Origin of the sequence: Nocardia sp. NPDC059764, assembly GCF_042732555.1 — a bacterium.
Classification (GTDB): Bacteria; Actinomycetota; Actinomycetes; order Mycobacteriales; family Mycobacteriaceae; genus Nocardia.
Genome location: NZ_JBHWHH010000185.1, coordinates 1 through 14,209, shown reverse-complemented (window position 1 = coordinate 14,209; position 14,209 = coordinate 1). Strand labels below are relative to the sequence as shown.

Annotated in this window: 11 protein-coding genes and 1 pseudogene; 5 read left to right on the top strand and 7 right to left on the bottom strand. The window is 68.9% G+C overall.

Going from position 1 to position 14,209, the window contains the following annotated elements; translation table 11 throughout:
• Positions 1-37 precede the first annotated feature (37 nt).
• A complete protein-coding gene (locus tag ACFV4K_RS29680) occupies positions 38-1,948 on the bottom strand; it encodes a VWA domain-containing protein (RefSeq protein ID WP_379279370.1) in 1,911 nt (636 codons plus the stop codon).
• A gap of 91 nt (positions 1,949-2,039) precedes the next feature.
• Here ACFV4K_RS29680 and ACFV4K_RS29675 point away from each other — a divergent pair, with 91 nt between their 5' ends.
• Positions 2,040-2,606: a hypothetical protein gene (locus ACFV4K_RS29675; RefSeq protein WP_379279368.1), complete on the top strand. Its 567-nt coding sequence runs from the start codon at positions 2,040-2,042 to the stop codon at positions 2,604-2,606.
• A 121-nt stretch (positions 2,607-2,727) separates the two neighbouring features.
• Here the strand turns inward: ACFV4K_RS29675 and ACFV4K_RS29670 are convergent, their stop codons facing one another.
• Positions 2,728-3,741: a LysR family transcriptional regulator gene (locus ACFV4K_RS29670; protein WP_379279367.1), complete on the bottom strand. Its 1,014-nt coding sequence runs from the start codon at positions 3,739-3,741 to the stop codon at positions 2,728-2,730.
• 86 nt (positions 3,742-3,827) lie between these two features.
• Between ACFV4K_RS29670 and ACFV4K_RS29665 the strand changes: the two genes are divergently transcribed.
• Genes ACFV4K_RS29665 through ACFV4K_RS29655 form a run of 3 tightly spaced genes read left to right on the top strand, consistent with a single transcriptional unit; the run spans position 3,828 to position 7,947 of the window.
• Positions 3,828-5,207 carry an MFS transporter gene (locus ACFV4K_RS29665; RefSeq protein ID WP_379279365.1) on the top strand — a complete coding sequence of 460 codons (1,380 nt, stop codon included), beginning with the start codon at positions 3,828-3,830 and terminating at the stop codon, positions 5,205-5,207.
• A complete protein-coding gene (locus ACFV4K_RS29660) occupies positions 5,204-5,971 on the top strand; it encodes a 3-hydroxybutyrate dehydrogenase (RefSeq protein WP_379279364.1) in 768 nt (255 codons plus the stop codon). Before ACFV4K_RS29665 ends, ACFV4K_RS29660 begins: the two co-directional genes overlap by 4 nt.
• On the top strand, positions 5,968-7,947 hold the full coding sequence (locus ACFV4K_RS29655; protein ID WP_379279362.1) for an acetoacetate--CoA ligase: 1,980 nt from the start codon (positions 5,968-5,970) through the stop codon (positions 7,945-7,947). The genes ACFV4K_RS29660 and ACFV4K_RS29655 overlap by 4 nt, the downstream gene beginning before the upstream one ends.
• A gap of 13 nt (positions 7,948-7,960) precedes the next feature.
• On the opposite strand, the pseudogene ACFV4K_RS29650 reads toward ACFV4K_RS29655, so the two are convergent.
• Positions 7,961-8,908 (bottom strand): annotated as a pseudogene (locus ACFV4K_RS29650) (YihY/virulence factor BrkB family protein); the annotation flags it as partial.
• Between the two features lie 173 nt (positions 8,909-9,081).
• On the opposite strand from ACFV4K_RS29650, the gene ACFV4K_RS29645 reads away from it, so the two are divergent.
• Positions 9,082-10,794, top strand: coding sequence for a DEAD/DEAH box helicase (locus ACFV4K_RS29645; protein ID WP_357283047.1), 1,713 nt, complete (start codon positions 9,082-9,084; stop codon positions 10,792-10,794).
• 33 nt (positions 10,795-10,827) lie between these two features.
• On the opposite strand, the gene ACFV4K_RS29640 is transcribed toward ACFV4K_RS29645, so the two are convergent.
• The 4 genes from ACFV4K_RS29640 to ACFV4K_RS29625 form a co-directional block, all read right to left on the bottom strand.
• Positions 10,828-11,127, bottom strand: a complete 300-nt coding sequence (locus tag ACFV4K_RS29640) for a DUF1905 domain-containing protein (RefSeq protein WP_379279360.1) — start codon at positions 11,125-11,127, stop codon at positions 10,828-10,830.
• Between the two features lie 44 nt (positions 11,128-11,171).
• Positions 11,172-11,606, bottom strand: coding sequence for a helix-turn-helix transcriptional regulator (locus ACFV4K_RS29635; protein WP_379279359.1), 435 nt, complete (start codon positions 11,604-11,606; stop codon positions 11,172-11,174).
• 154 nt (positions 11,607-11,760) lie between these two features.
• The gene (locus ACFV4K_RS29630) at positions 11,761-12,309 is read right to left on the bottom strand and encodes a hypothetical protein (protein ID WP_379279357.1); all 549 of its coding nucleotides are present in this window, start codon (positions 12,307-12,309) and stop codon (positions 11,761-11,763) included.
• A 1-nt stretch (position 12,310) separates the two neighbouring features.
• Entirely contained in the window at positions 12,311-14,044 is a 1,734-nt protein-coding gene (locus ACFV4K_RS29625; protein ID WP_379279372.1) for a DEAD/DEAH box helicase, read from the bottom strand.
• Between the last annotated feature and the right edge of the window lie 165 nt (positions 14,045-14,209).

Sequence of the window (14,209 nt, the reverse complement as noted above, 5' to 3'; positions counted from 1 at the left end):
ATGACGTGCGACCCGCGGCCCCGGCTGTCACCTGCGGTTACCTGCTGCGCCGCCCGCGGGCGACGAGGACCGCGATGAGCACGCCGCCCAGGACTACGACGGCGGCCCCGATTGCCGCGGCGATCAGGATCAGCGTCGAATTCGACTTCGAATCGGTCGAATCCGCCGCGACCGGTGCGCCGGGCGTCTTGCCCGACGGGGACGTGCGGCTCACGCTCGGGCCGGAGTGCTCGCCGAACATGTCGGCGGTACTCGTGTAGCGCGGGCCGCTCTCCTTGGTGCCGCTGACGGTCAGATCCAGCTGCACCGCGACGGGGGTGTTCGAGCCCATGGTGGTGTGGTTCGACCCGACCTTGACCGAGATGTAGTACCAGCCCGCCAGCGTTTCCTTGTGCGACTCGTACCGGTCGGCGGAACGGTTGGTGTAGCGGACGGGCGTGGTCGCCAGCGCCTTGCTCGACGGCAGCACCGTGTCACTGCCGGTGTAAGCGCCGGTGTCCGAGTCGATCTCCTCGCGGATCGGGTTGTAGAACGCGGTGCGGATATTGGAGATGTTGTCCGATCCCCGCACCCCGTTCCCGGCGTAATTGACTCGGTAGGACAGGGCCTGACCCCAATCCAGATGCACCCGGTAGAACACGAATTCGCCCGGCCGCACCACATCGGTGTAGCGCCCGGCGCCCGGGAGGTCGGCGGCGACGGTGAACGAAGCGCCGCCCGAGACCGGCGTGCCCGGCCCGCTCTGCTCGACGAAGGTCGTGGGCATGGCGGCCGCCGCGGGCCCGGGATCGGTCACGCCCGGTTCGATCGCGAAGATCAGTTCGATCGGAAGTCGTTCCGGCACACCGGTGGCCACCCTGTCCCACTCGAGCTGGAAGTAGTACTTGCCGCCGCCCTTGCAGGTGTCGGAGGGGTTCTCGCGTTTCTGGGCGGCCCGCTCGAACGACTTCGCCACCGTCATGGCCACGCCGTCACTGGAACTGGTGGTCTGCTGGAACTCGAAGAGATTGCAGTCCTTGCCGTCCGCGCCGAAGGCGCGCATGCGGATCACGTTCATGTCCTCGACGACGCCGACATTGGTGACGCGTGGAAACGACACGGTGCCACTGAAATACGCGGTCGCGCCGTCCGGGATGTCGATACCCCAGTAGCGCTTCTCCTTCTGGCCGATGGTGTCCAGGTACAGCCCGGGCGTCGCCACCGGGGCGGTGTCGTGGCTGCCGGTGCCGGTGATCGGCGTGCCCACGGCCTTGTAGTTGCGCAGGGCGGAGGCGGTGACGCGCGGCAGCGTGCGCTGCAACGCGGCCCCGTCGGCGGCGTCGGTGTAGGTGCCGCCGGTGGCCTGGGCCATGCAGGTCAACTGCGCCCGAGCCTTGCCGTCCACGGCGAAGCCGATGGTGTGCAGCACCAGATCCAGTCCGCGCTGCTTCAATTCGGCCGCCACCTCGCAGGGGTCGGGCGGGGAGCAGGTGTCGTCACCGTCGGAGACCAGCACGATCGAACGCGGTCCCGAATCCGGCAGCGCCGCGGCGGCCTGACGCAGTGCGGTGCCCATGGGCGTCCAGCCGCGGGCCTGCACACCGTCGACGGCGCTGCCGAGCGCGGCCCGATCGAGGGTCTGGGGTTTGTGCAGGACCTGCACGTCCTGGCAGCCGGCGGCCTTGTCCGCCTCGGTGTTTCCGGTGCCGGTGCCGTACACGGCCAGCCCGACCCGCGACTGCGCGGGCGCGGAGTCGACGAACGAATGCACGGCCACCTTGGCCGCGTCCATCATGGTGCCCGCCGGATCGGGCCGTTCCATCGATCCCGAGGCGTCCAGGATCAGCATTGTCGGTGCGTAGTCCGGTGTCTCCTCCGCCGCCGCGGGCACCGTGGCCCCGGTCAGCGCGAGGAAACCTACGGCGGCCGCGGCCGCCCATTGTCGGAGTCTTCCAGTGGTATTCGACATCGTCCTCGTCTATTGGTCGAGATTCAGAATGAAACAGACATTACGGACATTTAATGGATGGTGTCGGACGGCCGGGGCCTACAATCCCGGCGTGAGTCTCACCCCCGCCGACCTGGTCGGCTATATCGATCGCGATCTCGACGACGATCTGGCGCGCTGGTTCCCGGACGCGGAAACCGTTGCGGTGCCGGAGGAATCCCGGCCGGTCGAGCCGTTCCTGGCACGTCTGGACGACGAGCACGCGGCCGCCCTGGCGGCCTTCGACGACCGCGTCCGCTCCGGGCGCATGCCGCAATTCCTCGACATCTTCGACTGGTCCTATGCCTTCGACTTCGCCGGAAACGATTGCGGCCTCCTCGATTCCGACTACGAGACCGAACTGACCGACGACGACGTCTACTCCATCGGCGCGGACGGCGGCGGCAACCTCTACGTCGTCCTCACCAATGGTCAAGTGGCGGTGTGGTTCCACGAGGAAGAGGTTGTCGAAGTAGGCACGCGCTTCGACAACCTCGACATCTTCATCTGGTCTTTCGTCCGCTACCGCGCCGTGCGTGCGGGCAAACTCTCCCGTGCGGACGTCGAAGCGGATTTCGTGGCCTTGGGCCAGGACGGCGCGCTCGAACCGGAGCTCGGGCTGCTGCGCCTGATGGCGTAGCCGGACGTCGGCACTTCTCCCAGCGTTCACCGTGTCGAGCAGCGCCCCGATCGGGCGCTCGAGATCCAGCTGGCACTGCGTGTACACCGCCTGGATGAGGCGGCCGTATTCGAGGACTGAATTACGCTGTGCCGGAGTCGGTATCGCGGTGCGCCGGTGATCGATCAGCTGATCCGCCGGTGTGCTCGGCCGTGGTGCCGAGCAGTGCGGCCGCCTCCGCGTGTACTCGCGCGCGCAGCGCCTCGACCAACGCGGCCACTTCGGGTCGGCGCAGCGTCTCCGCGCGCGAGACCAGCCAGTACGCCAGACGCACGCCGACGTGGCCGGGCAGTACGCGCACCAGGTCGGCGTGGCGGTCGGCCATGAAGCAGGGCAACAGGCCCAGGCCCGCGGCAGCGCGGGTCGCCTCGACGTGGACGAAGACATTGGTGGATGAAATGGATTCGCGCATGGCCGGGGCGAATCCGGACGCCAGATCGAGGTCGTCGACCTGGAGCATGGAGTCGATGAAGTAGATCAAGGGGTGGTTCGGCAGATCCGCGACGGTGGCGGGGGCCTCGTGCTCGGCCAGGTAGGCGCGCGACCCGTACAGGCCCAGCACATAATCGCCCAGGTGCAACGCCTCCGCGCGCCGGACCCGGGGTTCGCCGACCACGATCTCGAGATCCAGGCCCGAGCGGTGCAGCGACGCGCGGCGGGTGCCGGTGACGATCTCGACGCTGACCCGGGGATGGCGGCGCTGCACCTCGGCGACCGCGGGGGCGGCGAGGTACGCGCTGAAGCCGTCGGTCGCCGACAGGCGGACCACGCCCTCGAGCGTGCGCTCGCCGCGTCCGCCGGTCAGCGATTTGACCGCTGATTCGACTGTTTCCGCGGCGCGCAGGGCTGCCCGGCCCAGATCGGTGAGTTCCCAGCCGCCGGTGCCGCGGTCGAGGACCCGTCCGCCGAGCGCCCGTTCGAGCGCGGCGATACGGCGCGAGATCGTGGTGTGGTTGATACCGAGTTCGTCTGCGGCCGAGACGTATCGGCCGCTGCGCCCGACCGCCAGCAGCACCAGTAGATCGTCGGGGCTCGGGGTGGTGGAGGTCGCGCTCACATGTGCAGTTTTGCAGATGGCGGTTGCGAAAGTGGTCATTGCGGCGGGTTTCGATGTGCACCAATACTCGTCCTCACGTGTGTGGGCCGTGTCACAACGCGGCTTGTTTGTGAAGGAGATCAGGCATGAGCGTCCGAGAATCGGTGCGGCAAGCGGGCACCGGTCCCGCCGCACTCCGAAGGGTGGTCGCGGCCTCCATGGCCGGCACGGTCGTGGAGTGGTACGAGTTCTTCCTTTACGGCACGGCGGCGACGCTGGTGTTCAACAAGGTGTTCTTCGCCAAGGGGACCAGTGATCTGGATGCCATCCTGGCCGCGTTCGTCACCTACGCGGTCGGCTTCGCGGCCCGGCCGATCGGCGGAATCGTCTTCGGGCACTTCGGAGATCGGCACGGCCGCAAGAAGCTACTGCAACTGAGCCTGGTGCTCGTCGGTGCGGCGACCTTCCTCATGGGCTGCCTGCCGACTTTCGCTCAGGTCGGCTATCTGGCTCCCGTACTGCTGGTCACGCTGCGGTTCATCCAGGGCTTCGCCATCGGTGGCGAGTGGGGTGGCGCGGTGCTGCTGGTGGCCGAGCACAGCCCCAGCCGCAGCCGTGCCTTCTGGGCCTCCTGGCCACAGGCGGCGGTTCCGGTCGGCAATATGGTCGCCACCGTCGTGCTGCTGGTACTGACCTCGTCCCTGTCGGACGCGGCATTCCTGTCCTGGGGCTGGCGGGTCGCCTTCTGGCTCTCGGCGGTGGTCGTGCTGATCGGCTACTACGTGCGCAGCAAAATCACCGACGCGCCCATCTTCCTTGCGGCGCAACAGCAGGCGGAGCGCGAGCAGGCCGCCTCGTTCAGTGCTTTCGAAGTGCTCCGGCGGTATCCGCGCGGCGTGTTCACGGCCATGGGGCTGCGCTTCGGCGAGAACATCATGTACTACCTCGTCGTCACGTTCTCGATCACATACCTCAAGGTGCACGTCGGCGCGAACACCAAGGTGATCCTGTGGTGGCTGCTGGCCGCCCACGCCGTCCATTTCCTGGTTATTCCGCTGGCCGGGCGGCTCAGCGACCGATACGGGCGCAGGCCGATCTATCTCATCGGCGCGCTGGCTGCGGGAACCTGGGGCTTCTTCGGTTTCGCGCTGATGGATTCCGAGCACAATGCCCTCATCCTGCTCGCCATCATCATCGGGCTGGTGTTCCACGCCTTCATGTACGCGGCGCAGCCGGCGATCATGGCGGAGATGTTCCCCACCCGGATGCGGTATTCCGGTGTGTCTCTGGGCTATCAGGTGACCTCCATCGTGGCGGGCTCGGTGGCGCCGATCATCGCGGTGAAGCTGCTCGACGTGTACAAGTCCTCGGTGCCGATCGCGGTGTACTTGGCCGCGGCCGCCGCGGTGACCGTGGTCGCGGTGCTGTGCGCGAAGGAGACCAAGGGCTTCGACCTGGAAGCTGTCGACCGCGCCGACGCGGAAGAGATCGCGGCGCAGGCCGATTCGAAGGCGGTGACGGCATGATCCCCGGCGGCGCCGGCGAGGGAGACCTACGCGGGCGGACGGTGCTGGTTACCGGCGGCGGGAGCGGGATCGGCGCGGCGTGCGCGCGCGAGTTGGCCCGCCGCGGTGCGGCAGTGCGAGTCGCCGACATCGACGGTGTGGCCGCCAAGACGGTGGCCACCGAGATCGGCGGCACCGCATGGGAAGTCGACCTGTGCGACGTCGCCGCGCTGGAAGACCTGGAACTGGACGTCGACATCCTGGTCAACAACGCGGGCGTCCAAACCGTGGCTCCCATCACCGAATTCCCGCCCGAGCGCTTCCGGACCATGCTCGCGCTCATGGTGGAGGCGCCGTTCCTGCTCACCCGCGCCGCGCTGCCGTACATGCAGCTGCAGCGGTTCGGGCGGATCGTCAACGTCTCCTCGGTGCACGGCCTGCGCGCCTCGGCCTTCAAGTCCGCCTACGTGACGGCCAAGCACGCACTCGAGGGGCTGTCGAAGGTGACGGCCCTGGAAGGCGGGCCGTTCGGGATCACCAGTAACTGCGTGGACCCGGGCTATGTGCGGACTCCGTTGGTGGACAAGCAGATCGCCGATCAGGCCAGAGCACACGGGATCGCCGAGCGGGAGGTGGTGGAGACCATCATGCTGACCGAGAGCGCGATCAAGCGCCTTGTCGAACCGGAGGAGGTCGCCTCGCTGGTCGGCTGGCTGACCTCCGACATGGCCGGAATGGTGACGGGTGCCTCGTACACCATGGACGGCGGATGGAGCGCACGATGACCAGGTTCTTCCCACCGGCAGTGGCGGGCCACCCTGAGCCGCAGTGGATACCCGGCCCCGATGTCATCGAGGACGCGCAGGTCACCCGGTTCGCGCGGTTCGTCGCCGCGCGTACCGGAATGCACCTGCCCGACTATCAGGCGCTGTGGCAGTGGTCGGTCGAGGATCTGCCCGGGTTCTGGCGGGCGGTGTGGGACTGGTTCGAGCTCGGCGATGCGCCCGCGACGGTACTGGCGAACGACGCGCTGCCGGGTAGTCGCTGGTTCCCCGGGGCCACGGTCAATTACATCGACCGGGTGGTGCGACAGGCGCGCGCCGACCGGCCCGCCATCGTGGCCCTGCACGAGGACGAATCCGCGCGCGAGTTGTCCTGGTCGGAATTGCTCACGCGCACCGGGGCGTTGGCTCGATCGTTGCGTACCCTCGGCGTCGGTCCGGGGGACCGGGTGGCCGGGTACCTGCCCGATATCGCCGAGGCGGTGATCGCCTTCCTCGCCACCGCGAGCATCGGCGCGATCTGGAGCGTCTGCGGGCAGGACTACTCGGCGCAGGCCGCGCTGGACCGGCTCGGCCAACTCGAGCCGACCGTACTGATCACCGCGGACGGCTACCGCTACGCGGGCCGGGCGCACGACAAGCGCGACGATATCGCGGCGCTTCGCGCGGGCCTGCCGACACTGCGGGCGACCGTGGCGGTCTCGCGGCTCGGGCTCACCGTCCGCGGCGCGCTGAACTGGGAAAGCGTCGCGTCGATGGAGTGGGTCGGGCGTGGAATCGACACGGTGGCGGTGGATTTCGATCATCCACTGTGGGTTCTCTATTCCTCCGGCACCACCGGCAAGCCGAAGGGCATCGTGCACGGGCACGGCGGGGTGCTGCTCGAACACCTGAAATCGCTGTCGCTGCAATCGGATATCGGGCCCGAGGACACCTTCTTCTGGTACACCAGCCCGTCGTGGATGATGTGGAACTACCAGATCGCCGGACTACTGGTCGGGGCCACCATCGTCTGCTATGACGGGAGCCCCGCCCACCCCGGCCCGGACGAGTTGTGGCGGTTGGCCGCTCACACCGGGACGACCGTGGTCGGGACCAGTCCCGGCTATCTGCTCGCCTGCCAGAAGGCCGGCGCGGAGCCCCGGCGAGACCACGACCTGTCGGCCTTGCGCTCGGTGGGCGTCACCGGTGCGGCACTGCCGCCGTCGTCGTCACTGTGGGTGCGCGATCGCGTGGGTGATCGCGTGTCGGTGTCCTCCATCAGCGGAGGCACCGACGTGGTGTCGGCCTTCGCCGGCGGCGCGCGCACCGTGCCGGTCTGGCCGGGGGAGCTGTCCGCGCCCTGTCTCGGTGTGGCACTCGAGGCATGGGACGAGCACGGCTGTCCGGTCCGCGGCGAGGTGGGGGAGCTGGTCATCACCAAACCCATGCCGTCGATGCCGCTGCGATTCTGGAACGACCCCGACGGCGTCCGCTACCGCGAGGCCTATTTCGACACCTACCCCGGCGTATGGCGGCACGGGGACTGGATCACCCACACCGAACGCGGCAGCGTGATCGTGCACGGCCGCTCGGATTCCACCTTGAACCGCAACGGCATTCGCATGGGCAGCGCCGACATCTGTCAGGCCGTCGACACCCTGCCCGAGATCGCGGAAGCACTGGTGCTGGGCGTCGAACAGCCCGGCGGCGGTTATTGGATGCCGTTGTTCGTCGTGCTCTCCGACGGTGCGGAATTGACCGACGAGGTGCGGAGCCGCGTGAACGCGGCCATCCGCAGCGAGCTCTCGTCCCGGCACGTTCCCGACGAGATCATCGCCGCACCGGGCATTCCGCACACGCGGACCGGCAAGAAGCTCGAGGTTCCCTTGAAGAAGCTGTTCCAGGGCGGTGATCCGGCCGAGGTCGTCGCGCGCGGGGCGGTCGACCATCCCGAACTGCTCGACTGGTTCGCCGCGCTGCGGTCCCAGCACAGCTGATTCGCCGGGCTCAACCGCGTGCTGGGCTGCTCGTCTGCGGGGGCTTGCGGGACTGCCACCAGTGACGCAGCTGGTCCATCCGGGTGGCGCGGGCGGGCCAGAACTCCTCGACGCTGGCATTGAACTCGGCGCCGAGAATGATCGCGAACCCGAGGAAGAAGGTGAACAGCAGGAACGCGATGGGGGTGGCGAGCGCGCCGTAGGAGATGCCGGTGCGGGTGACCCAGCCCAGGTAGCGGCGCAGGCCCTCGCTGGCAGCCATGAAGAACACGCCCGCGACGAGCGCGCCGCCGAACAACCGGTGCCACGGCAGGGTGCGGTGCAGGGCGGTCTTGTAGAGGAACGTCAATCCGACGATGAGCAGCAGGCCGGTGCCCGGGTAGTAGAAGGCGTCGATCAGGCGCAGGCCCGGTTCGCGCCAGCCGTGCGGGAGGACCCGGCCCATGAGGGTCGGGCCCAGTGCGATCAGCGGCAGGATCAGCACCGCCACGACCAGGAAGCCGACATAGAGCAGCAGCGCGAAGATGCGCTGCCAGACCGGGTGGCGCGCGGTGGCCTGGCCGTGCGCGGCGGTGATGGCGTCGACGAAGGTCGCCATGGCCGAGGATCCCGCCCACAGCGACAGCACGAAGCCCACCGACACCACCCCGCCGTGCCCGCGTTGCAGCACGTCGTTCACGGTCGGCTGGACCAGGGTGTCGACCACGCTGGGACTGAACGCCTTCCGCGCGAAGGCCACGATCTTGGACTGGACGATGTTCACGGTGTTCGGCCCGAACCAGTGCCCGACATAGCCGAGACTGCCGAGCAGACCCAGCAGCAGCGGGGCCAGCGACAGCGTCTGCCAGAAGGCGGCCGCCGCCGATTTGGCGAAGATGGCGTCGCTCCACGCCTTGGCCGCCACATGTGTGACGAGCTGCCGGACGCCGCCCCAGCGGGTGTCGGCGAGCACAACGGGGATGCCGGGCGGGGACGCGTCGGCGTGTTGCGGAGATTCGTCGTGCGCGTTCATCGTGGCCTAAGCATCGCCTACCAGGGCTTCGAATGGGATGGGACCCGCAATGTGTCGTGCGGCACTCGAAGGGGCTGTGTCGGATTGGAAAGCAGTCGGTCGCACTCGCTAATCTCTTCCGAGTGACTTCGGGTGGTGGCGGTTCGCTACGTGCATGGCAACGCAGGGCGCTGACGAAGTATCTGACTGCCAAGCCACGGGACTTCCTCGCCGTCGCCACGCCCGGCGCGGGTAAGACGACCTTCGCGTTGCGGGTGGCCGCCGAGCTGCTCAACGACCGCACGGTCGACCAGGTGACGGTGGTCGCGCCCACCGAGCACCTCAAGCACCAGTGGGCGGCCTCGGCCGCGCGCACCGGCATCCAGCTGGATTCGAACTTCTCCAACTCGACCGGTTCCACCTCGTCGGACTATCACGGCGTGGTCGTCACCTATGCGCAGATCGCGTCGCATCCGTTCAAGCACCGGGTGCGCACCGAGAACCGCAAGACGCTGGTGATCATGGACGAGATCCATCACGCCGGCGACGCCAAGAGCTGGGGTGAGGCGGTCGAGGAGGCGTTCAGCGATGCCACCCGCCGACTGCACCTGACCGGTACGCCGTTCCGCAGCGACGACTCGAAGATCCCGTTCATCACCTACGAGGCCGACGAGTCCGGGTTCGAGAAGTCGCGCGCCGACCACACCTACGGATACTCCGAGGCGCTCGCCGACGGCGTCGTCAGACCTGTGGTGTTCCTCGCCTACTCCGGCGAGGCGCACTGGCGGGACAGCGCGGGCGAGGAGTACTCGGCGCGGCTGGGCGAACCGTTGAACGCGGAACAGACCGCGCGGGCCTGGCGTACCGCCCTGGACCCGGCCGGTGACTGGATGTCGAAGGTGCTCACCGCGGCCGACACCCGGCTGCGGCAGCTGCGCGCCACCGGCATGCCCGACGCGGGCGGCCTGGTGATCGCCACCGACCAGGAGAAGGCGCGCGACTACGCCGAACTGCTGGAACACATCTCGGGCACCAAACCGACCATCGTGTTGTCCGACGATCCGGACTCCTCGGACCGCATCGGCGAGTTCAGCAACAACACCGACCCGTGGATGGTCGCGGTGCGCATGGTGTCCGAGGGCGTCGACGTGCCGCGGCTCGCGGTCGGCGTGTACGCCACCAGCGCCTCCACCCCGCTGTACTTCGCGCAGGCCATCGGCCGTTTCGTGCGTGCCCGCAAGGCCGGTGAGACCGCGAGCGTCTTCCTGCCGTCGGTGCCGGTGTTGCTGGACCTGGCCGCGCAGCTGGAACTGCAGCGCGACCACGTCATCGGCAAGCCGCACCGCGAGGCCAACGGTCTCGAGGACGAACTGCTCATCGACGCCAACAAGCAGAAGGACGAGCCGGGCGAGGAGGAGAAGAAGTTCATCGCCCTCGCCGCCGACGCCGAACTCGACCAGGTCATCTACGACGGCGACTCCTTCGGCACCGCCACCTTCTCGGGCAGCGACGAGGAGGCCGACTACCTCGGCATCCCGGGCCTGCTCGACGCCGACCAGATGCGCGCGCTGCTGCGCGAACGCCAGTCCCGCCAACTCCAGGACCGCAGCGCCGCCGCCGAGGCCCGCCCGTCCGGGGCCGGCGTGGAGGCGGCCGCTGAACGCGCCGCCACCGCCGACCGCCTGGGTGAATTGCGCCGCGAACTCAACAGTCTGGTCGCCATGCACCACCACCGCACCGGCAAACCGCACGGCGTCATCCACGGCGACCTGCGCCGCGAATGCGGCGGCCCGCCGACCGCGCTGGCCACCGCCGACCAGCTGTCCCAGCGGATCGCCGCCCTGCGACGGGTGTGAGCCGGGGCCGGGGACGCGAGCGGCGTTGTGGTCCTAGGCGATCTGTAGCTCGACCTCGACCGGGTCGCCCGCGGCCAGCCCTTCGGCGGTGCGCACGGCCTTCTTCATCGGCAGCACGTAGGTGCCGCGCTTGCTGTCGGGGAAGATCGAGGTGGACCAGCGGCTGGTTCCGACGGTGACTTTCACCTTCACCGAACCGAATCCGGCCGCGGTGTGGCCGTAGAGTTCGTCGATCTCGTCGGTGATGGCCTCGGGCAGGCTCACGAAGTGCCACGCGGCCTGGGCTTCCCATTCCCAGAGCTCGGCGGTGAACGTGTACGTGGGCTTCGCCATGCCCCGACGATAGCCGCGAGGACCGACAGGTTCGGGTTCGACGGTCAGCAGGTGAAATAACGGGCGGGGGAGACGCCGACCTCGCGGTGGAAGGCGGCCACGTAGGCGCTCGCGGTGGAGTATCCGGCGCGGGCCGCGATCCGGGCGACCGGCAGACCCGAGGCCGCCAGCAGCGGCAGCGAGGCGGCCAGGCGGAGCTGGGTTCGCCACTGGCCGAAGGTGATTCCGGTCTCGGCGAGGAAGCCCCGGGCCAGCGTGCGGGGACTGGTGGCGACCGCATCCGCCAGTTCGGCCAGGGTGCGCTGGTCGGCCGGGTCGGCGCGCAGCAGTTCGGCGACGCGGCGGGTGCGCGGCTCCTCGGGGGTGCGCGCGCCGATCGGGATGACCTCCACCGGATCGAGCAGGTCGAAGACGACCGCCCCGGCGGCGTCTTCGCGGGCAGCGACGGCATCGACCGCCCCACCTTCCGCCTCATCCATCTCGGCGACACCTGCGTCCCGGTCCCGCCCGACACGATGCGGGCCCGCCTCACCCGCGTCGGTTTCACCGACATCGAAGTCCGCAGCGCGGCAACCAACTTCCGCTTTCGCGCCCGCCGCCCCGAGTAGGCCGGACGGCGGGGCGGCTGCGTGCTCAGCCGAAGAACACCGCCGGGTCGAGGGCGTCGATGGGTGTCCAGCGGGGAATCGACACCGGGGTGTCGGTGTCGGCGGCGGGCGGGGCGAGGCGGTAGCCCTGGAGATCCAAGGCGAGCCAGGGGTTTTCGTCGATCAGCCGGACGACCGCGTAGCAGCTGGCCAGCATGTGCAGGCAGCGGGCGTTGCGGGCGCGGCAGGAACAGTCGGTGGCGGCGAGGATCGGGGTGACCGAGATGCCCGCGGCGAGGACCGCGGCGTGCAGGTCGTCGCCGAGGGTGAGGCTGTCGGCGGGGACCACGGCGGCGATGGCGTCGATCGTGGCGCGCGGGAACGAGGCCAGTTCCAGGTGGGTCACCGAGGCTTCGGAGCCGCGGTGGATGTGGGCCCGGACCACGGTGCCCTCGATCTCGGTGCGGACGCCGTTGTTGCGGGCGATGCTGCGGGCGCGGGGGAGCAGCGGCTCGGGTTTGGTGAGGTTCAACGGTTCCGCGAGCCGCACCCAGTCCTTGCCCCAGGCGGTGTATCCGAATTCGTTGTCGGCCATGTCAGTTCCCCCGCTTCCGGCGCAGCAGTTCCAGGAGTCGTTCGTCGTCGAGGCGGGCGAGTTCGGCGACTCCGGCCGCGTCGGTGAGGTCGGTGAGCGCGGACTTGCGATCGTGCATGCCCGCGATGTGCTCCTCGATGGTGGTGCCCGAGGTGAGGGTGGTGACGGTGACGGTGCGGGTCTGCCCGATGCGATGCGCGCGATCGGAGGCCTGCGCCTCCACGGCCGGATTCCACCAGCGGTCGTAGTGCACGACGTCGGCGGCCCGGGTGAGGGTCAGGCCGGTGCCCGCGGCACGCAGGCTCAGCACCAGGATCGGTGGGCCGTCCGGGGATTGGAAGCCGGAGACGAGCTCGGCGCGTTGCTCGGCGTTCAGCCCGCCGTGGAAGAACGGCACCTCTATTCCGAACTCCTCCGCGCAGTGCCGGACCAGCAGCTCACCGGTCTTGCGGTACTGGGTGAACACCAGTGTGGGGGAGTCGTTGTCGAGGTTGCCGGCCAGGATGTCGGAGCAGACGTCGAATTTGCCGGAGCGCCCGGCCAATTCGCCCACATCGCCGGTGATCAGCCCGGGGTGGTTGCACACCTGCTTGAGTTCGGTGAGCACGGCCAGCACCCGGGTGTGCCGTTGCGAGCCGCTGCCGAAGCCCTGGGCCTCGGCGCGTTCCAGCAGCTGGTCGTAGATCCGTTCTTGCTCCGCGGTCAGGTCGCACACCAGGTCGGTGTGGATCTTGGGCGGCAGGGTCGCGGCGACCTGGGTCTTGCGGCGCCCCAGCACGATCGGCTCGAGGGCGTCGCGCAAGCGCAGCACCGCACTCGCCGAGCCTTCGCTGATGGGTCGCACGAACCGCCGTCGGAACTGCGCCTTGTGGGTGAACTCGCCGGGCACGACCAGGTTCAGCAGAGCCCACAGTTCGTCGAGGTGGTTCTCCACCGGTGTGCCGGTCAACGCGATGCGCGCGTCGGCGGGAATCGCCCGCGCCGCCTTGGCGACCTGGGTGCGCGGATTCTTGAGCACCTGCGCCTCGTCGAAAACGACGCTCGCCCAGCGCTGCCCGGCCAGGGCCTCGCCGTGCCCGCGCAGGGTCGGGTAGCCGGTCACCACGATGGCGCCCGCGTCCGCGTCGGGGGCGTCGCCGCCGCGCCAGCCAACGGCCCGCAGTCCGGGCGCGAACCGCTCGATCTCATGCGCCCAGTTGCCGACGAGTGATGTCGGACACACCACGAGTTGTGGTCCGTCTGCGGCCTTCCCGAGGAGGTAGCCGATGGCCTGCACGGTCTTGCCGAGGCCCATCTCGTCGGCCAGCACCGCGCCGCCGTGTGTGGCGGTCGTCTCACGCAGCCAGGTGATGCCGCGCGCCTGATACGGCCGCAGCTCGGCCTTCAGTCCGGATCGCAGCTCGGCGCTCAGCGTGACGGTGTCCCGCAGCGCTCGCAGCGTCCGTGCCGCGGACACCACGGCCGTTCCCGTGGCGTTGGGCACGGCGTGTGCGGCCGTGGGCAGGAGGCGGGTCTCGATGTCCGTGTCGAGGGCCTCTCGTAATCGGTGTATCGATTCGCCAGGATTGGCGATAGCCAGAGTGCATAACCGTTCCGGTTCCACCAGAGCGCATTCCACGTCGGCGACGCCGATGCCCTCGCGGTCCGGGACGGCCAGGGTGAGGGTCTGCACCTCGCCCAGTTCACGCGGCGCGCTTCCGGGACCGTGGCCGGTCCACGTCCAGAGCGCGACCATATGACGATCCTGCAGGTAGGTGGCTTGCGAGGTCTGCGGCACCCATCCGTTGTACCCGGCCGGACTCGTCGGGCGCACATGACGCTTCTCGCGTTGCGCGCAGTACTTTTCACGTGTCTTCGGCCACAGTTGTGATCGCTACCACTGCTTATAGCAGTCATGCAT

What these genes read in the sequence shown, in the direction of transcription:
- ACFV4K_RS29680 (WP_379279370.1), bottom strand. Translation starts at nt 1,948, where the DNA reads ATGTCGAATACCACTGGAAGACTCCGACAATGGGCGGCCGCGGCCGCC.
- ACFV4K_RS29630 (WP_379279357.1), bottom strand. Translation starts at nt 12,309, where the DNA reads ATGGCCGACAACGAATTCGGATACACCGCCTGGGGCAAGGACTGGGTG.
- ACFV4K_RS29670 (WP_379279367.1), bottom strand. Translation starts at nt 3,741, where the DNA reads ATGACCACTTTCGCAACCGCCATCTGCAAAACTGCACATGTGAGCGCG.
- ACFV4K_RS29640 (WP_379279360.1), bottom strand. Translation starts at nt 11,127, where the DNA reads ATGGCGAAGCCCACGTACACGTTCACCGCCGAGCTCTGGGAATGGGAA.
- ACFV4K_RS29665 (WP_379279365.1), top strand. Translation starts at nt 3,828, where the DNA reads ATGAGCGTCCGAGAATCGGTGCGGCAAGCGGGCACCGGTCCCGCCGCA.
- ACFV4K_RS29660 (WP_379279364.1), top strand. Translation starts at nt 5,204, where the DNA reads ATGATCCCCGGCGGCGCCGGCGAGGGAGACCTACGCGGGCGGACGGTG.
- ACFV4K_RS29635 (WP_379279359.1), bottom strand. Translation starts at nt 11,606, where the DNA reads ATGGATGAGGCGGAAGGTGGGGCGGTCGATGCCGTCGCTGCCCGCGAA.
- ACFV4K_RS29655 (WP_379279362.1), top strand. Translation starts at nt 5,968, where the DNA reads ATGACCAGGTTCTTCCCACCGGCAGTGGCGGGCCACCCTGAGCCGCAG.
- ACFV4K_RS29625 (WP_379279372.1), bottom strand. Translation starts at nt 14,044, where the DNA reads ATGGTCGCGCTCTGGACGTGGACCGGCCACGGTCCCGGAAGCGCGCCG.